Here is a 3970-nt window from a genome sequence, read left to right as displayed (position 1 = left end):
GAAAAATTGGTGGAGCCTAGCGGGATCGAACCGCTGACCTCTTCGCTGCCAGCGAAGCGCTCTCCCAGCTGAGCTAAGGCCCCATTTGAAGAGCGCCTTTAATCCAGACGCTCTTCAAAAAGCAAATCAAAAATTAGGTATCGTCTGGCTCGTCGTCGCCTTTGCCTTTGCTGACACCCAGATCATCGTCACCGCCGAGATCAACTTCATTGTCCGGAGATGGCTCGTCATCGTCGATGTTGACGTCCAAATCGTCATCATCAACCGAATCCTCGTCCTTCTTCGCATCCTTTTTAGGAGCAGCTTCGAAAGGCGTGGGTTGCTTGGATTTCAGGACGGCTTCAGGAACAAAGCTTTCCCCGCATTCAACGCAAGTTGCCGGGTCTTCTTTGCCCAGATCGTAAAAGCGCGTTCCACATTTCGGGCATGTGCGTTTTGTGCCCCATTCCGGTTTAACCATGGCTGGTGTCCAAATCCTGTCTAAATCAAGTCGTTGATTGGTTTAAGTCTCTAGAGCGGCGATTCAAGTTTTATCTAAATCAGCCGCGAAATCCGGCGCGCCTTGCCATAGCTTTGCTGCGCTGTCAAAAGCCGTTTGATTTTCCTGCACGAATCATTTGTGCGTTCCGCAAATAAAGCTCTGTCATGACCAGTCCATCTCCATTGCCAGCCACGTTCAAACCGTCTGGCCCGCTTTCCGGTAAAATTTCTGTTCCCGGAGACAAATCGATTTCGCACCGGGCGTTGATATTATCGACTCTGGCTATCGGTAAAAGCCGGATCACGGGACTACTCGAAGGCGAAGATGTCCTGGCGACTGCCGATGCCCTGCGTGCAATGGGGGCAAGAATCGAGAAAAAGGACGATGTCTGGACCGTCCATGGCGTTGGTGTCGGCGGCCTGATGCAGCCGGAAACTGCGCTCGACATGGGCAATAGCGGGACGTCGGCGCGATTGCTGATGGGTCTGGTCGCATCCCACGGAATCAGCACCACCTTCATCGGCGATGCGAGCCTGTCGAAACGTCCGATGGGCAGGGTCATCGATCCGCTTTCCCAGATGGGCGCGGAGATCCAGGCCCGCGAGACGTCGGATCACAAAGCCTGCATGCCGCTGACCGTGAGAGGCCTTTGTCCCGCGGTTCCGCTTGAATATCGCCTGCCGGTGGCTTCTGCTCAGGTCAAGTCGGCGATATTGCTGGCCGGCCTTAACACCCCCGGCACTACCCGAATCATTGAACCGGTACTGACACGTGATCATAGCGAAACCATGCTCAAGGGATTTGGCGCGGAAATCAGCGTCGAAACCGACGCCGATGATTGCCGGATCATATCCCTGACCGGCGAAGCGGAACTCAAGCCACAAAAGATCAAAGTACCGGGCGACCCCTCTTCCGCCGCGTTTCTGGTGGTCGCGGCTTTGATCGTGCCGGGATCGGATATCGTCATCGAAAATGTCGGCATCAATCCCACCCGTACCGGTCTGTTCGATGTGTTGCGCGACATGGGCGGCGATATCCGCTTCAAGAAAGAGCGCACGGTTGGCGGAGAGCCAGTCGCGGACATCCACGTCAAGCACAGCCAGCTAACCGGCATTGACGTGCCCGCCAAAATCGCCCCCAGCATGATTGACGAATTTCCGATACTTTTCATCGCGGCCGCCATGGCGAGCGGCAAAACCACTACCCGCGGCCTCCACGAATTGCGGGTCAAGGAATCCGACCGTCTGTCACAAATGGCGAAAGGCCTCGGCCTCCTCGGGGTAAAGCTGACCGAGAAGGAAGACGGCTTGATGATCGAGGGCAGCGGCGGCAGTCTGCTATCCGGTGGAAAAAGCAAGCCGGTGATCGAGACCGCACTCGACCATCGCATCGCGATGAGCTTTGCGATCGCTGGCCTCGTAACAAAATCCGGACTCGTTATTGATGACATTACGCCGACCCAAACCAGCTTTCCCGGGTTTGGAAATCTTATCACAACGCTGGCATCCTGATGCTCGACGGATTTTCAGCCGATGTGATCGGGGTACTGGGCAGCGCCATGATCGTTTTTGCCTACGCCTATAATGTCTATGCCGATACGGTGAACGCATTCGTCTATAATGGCACGAACCTGGTCGGCGCACTATTGTTGACCGTTTCGCTCATGGTCCACTTCAATCTGGCCTCGTTTCTGCTCGAAATAGTGTGGATCGCAATCGCCGTTGGCGGCTTGTGGAAAGCCTATCGCGACCATGCGAGGCAGCAATCATGATTATCGCAGTGGATGGCCCAACCGCCTCCGGCAAAGGCACGATCTCCAAGGAGCTGGCGAAGCATTTCGCCCTGCCCTTCCTCGATACCGGCCTGCTCTATCGCGCGGTAGGCTGGACCCTCAGGGAACAGCGAGGCAATGCCGACAATGCCGCTGATGCTCTCGCCGCTTGCACGTTCGACAGCGCTTTGCTCGACAATCCGGCCCTGCGCAGCGAAGTGGTTGGTGGCCTGGCCAGCCGGGTCTCGGTTCATCCAGAGGTGAGACAGGCACTGGACAAGCATCAGAAGGACTTTGCCTACCAGTCCGCTGGCGCTGTACTGGACGGCCGGGACATCGGCACGGTCATAGCGCCGGATGCCGATGTAAAGCTGTTCGTAACCGCGTCCTCCGAAGCAAGGGCTGTAAGACGCTTCGAGGAAATGAAACGGCGCGGTGAACAAGTCAATTTTGATGACATATTGGCGGACATTTTGCAGCGCGACGAACGCGATCAGAATCGCGCCGCTGCACCGCTCAAGCCCGCCGAAGATGCAGACTTGCTAGATACCACCAATTTGACTATAGACGCCGCCATTCAGCAGGCGATTGCCTTGGTGAATGCGAAGACAAGCGGCCGGAACGACAAAGGTCCGGCATAGCAGACAAATGATGTGCAAGACGGGATGGTTAGTTACCTTCCCGGCTTTAGCGCAGCTTTTGGCATTTGTGCCTGGCCTCGCATCCACCAAATTTTGGCAGTTTTCTAATGGATGCGGCGGTCACATGAGGTGGTCGTGGCAATTTTGGTCCAAGACCGGCGGAACCAACCGCCTGGCCAGAAAAATTGACTATCAAGGAATAAACCATATGGCCTCAACGGCATTTCCAACCCGCGATGATTTCGCGGCAATGTTAAACGAATCACTCGGTGGCGAAGACCAAGGCTTTGAAGGCCGCGTCGTCAAAGGCACCGTAACCGGCATCGAAAACGACATGGCTGTCATCGATGTAGGATTGAAATCTGAAGGCCGTGTTGCGCTGCGCGAATTCGCCGCTCCCGGTCAGAAAGCCAATATTTCCATCGGTGACGAAGTCGAAGTCTATGTCGACCGCATCGAAAATGTGAATGGCGAAGCTATGCTGTCCCGCGATCGCGCCCGCCGCGAAGCAAGCTGGGACAAGCTTGAAAAAGAATATGACGAAGGCAATCGCGTTGAAGGCGTTATCTTCGGCCGCGTCAAAGGCGGCTTCACTGTCGATCTTGACGGCGCTGTAGCCTTCCTGCCCGGCAGCCAGGTCGACGTCCGCCCCGTGCGCGACGTGACTCCGTTGATGGACATCACCCAGCCTTTCCAGATTCTCAAGATGGATCGCAAGCGCGGCAATATCGTTGTTTCGCGTCGCGCCATTCTCGAAGAAACCCGCGCTGAACAGCGTTCGGGTCTCATCGAGTCCTTGGCTGAAGGTCAGGTCACCGAAGGCGTCGTCAAGAACATCACCGACTATGGTGCGTTCGTTGACCTCGGCGGCATTGACGGCCTGCTCCATGTTACCGATCTCAGCTACAAACGGGTCAACCACCCGAACGAGATGATCAACATCGGCGACACGCTGAAAGTCCAGATCATCAAGATCAACAAAGACACCCAGCGTATCTCGCTTGGCATGAAACAGCTCGAAAGCGACCCTTGGGATAGCGCAACCGAGAAATATGCGGTTGGCACGAAGCTCAACGG

5 protein-coding genes and 1 tRNA gene are annotated in these 3970 nt (G+C 55.8%); 4 read left to right on the top strand and 2 right to left on the bottom strand.

Annotation, left to right across the window (positions count from 1 at the left end; translation table 11 throughout):
• Window positions 1-7 precede the first annotated feature (7 nt).
• Together V7680_RS15050 and V7680_RS15045 are read right to left on the bottom strand one after the other, a co-directional pair.
• Window positions 8-83: transfer RNA gene (locus V7680_RS15050), tRNA-Ala, on the bottom strand.
• 50 nt (window positions 84-133) lie between these two features.
• On the bottom strand, window positions 134-460 hold the full coding sequence (locus tag V7680_RS15045) for a TIGR02300 family protein (RefSeq protein ID WP_335654074.1): 327 nt from the start codon (window positions 458-460) through the stop codon (window positions 134-136).
• Window positions 461-645: 185 nt separating this feature from the next.
• Between V7680_RS15045 and aroA the strand changes: the two genes are divergently transcribed.
• The 4 genes from aroA to V7680_RS15025 all read left to right on the top strand — a co-directional run.
• Window positions 646-1992, top strand: coding sequence for a 3-phosphoshikimate 1-carboxyvinyltransferase (aroA, locus tag V7680_RS15040; protein WP_335654073.1), 1347 nt, complete (start codon window positions 646-648; stop codon window positions 1990-1992).
• On the top strand, window positions 1992-2252 hold the full coding sequence (locus V7680_RS15035) for a CBU_0592 family membrane protein (RefSeq protein ID WP_335654072.1): 261 nt from the start codon (window positions 1992-1994) through the stop codon (window positions 2250-2252). Before aroA ends, V7680_RS15035 begins: the two co-directional genes overlap by 1 nt.
• Window positions 2249-2893, top strand: coding sequence for a (d)CMP kinase (gene cmk / locus V7680_RS15030; RefSeq protein ID WP_335654071.1), 645 nt, complete (start codon window positions 2249-2251; stop codon window positions 2891-2893). The genes V7680_RS15035 and cmk overlap by 4 nt, the downstream gene beginning before the upstream one ends.
• Window positions 2894-3101: 208 nt before the next feature.
• The coding region (locus V7680_RS15025) for a S1 RNA-binding domain-containing protein (protein WP_335654070.1) at window positions 3102-3970 on the top strand (869 nt) is incomplete at its 3' end.

The organism is Parasphingorhabdus sp., assembly GCF_036963705.1.
In the GTDB taxonomy this organism is placed as follows: Bacteria; Pseudomonadota; Alphaproteobacteria; order Sphingomonadales; family Sphingomonadaceae; genus Parasphingorhabdus.
The sequence above is the reverse complement of the archived record's forward strand: the minus strand, read 5'-3'. Positions and strand labels throughout refer to the sequence as shown.

Coding starts and splice junctions, on each gene's coding strand:
- V7680_RS15045 (WP_335654074.1), bottom strand. CDS start 460: ATGGTTAAACCGGAATGGGGCACAAAACGCACATGCCCGAAATGTGGA.
- cmk (WP_335654071.1), top strand. CDS start 2,249: ATGATTATCGCAGTGGATGGCCCAACCGCCTCCGGCAAAGGCACGATC.
- V7680_RS15035 (WP_335654072.1), top strand. CDS start 1,992: ATGCTCGACGGATTTTCAGCCGATGTGATCGGGGTACTGGGCAGCGCC.
- aroA (WP_335654073.1), top strand. CDS start 646: ATGACCAGTCCATCTCCATTGCCAGCCACGTTCAAACCGTCTGGCCCG.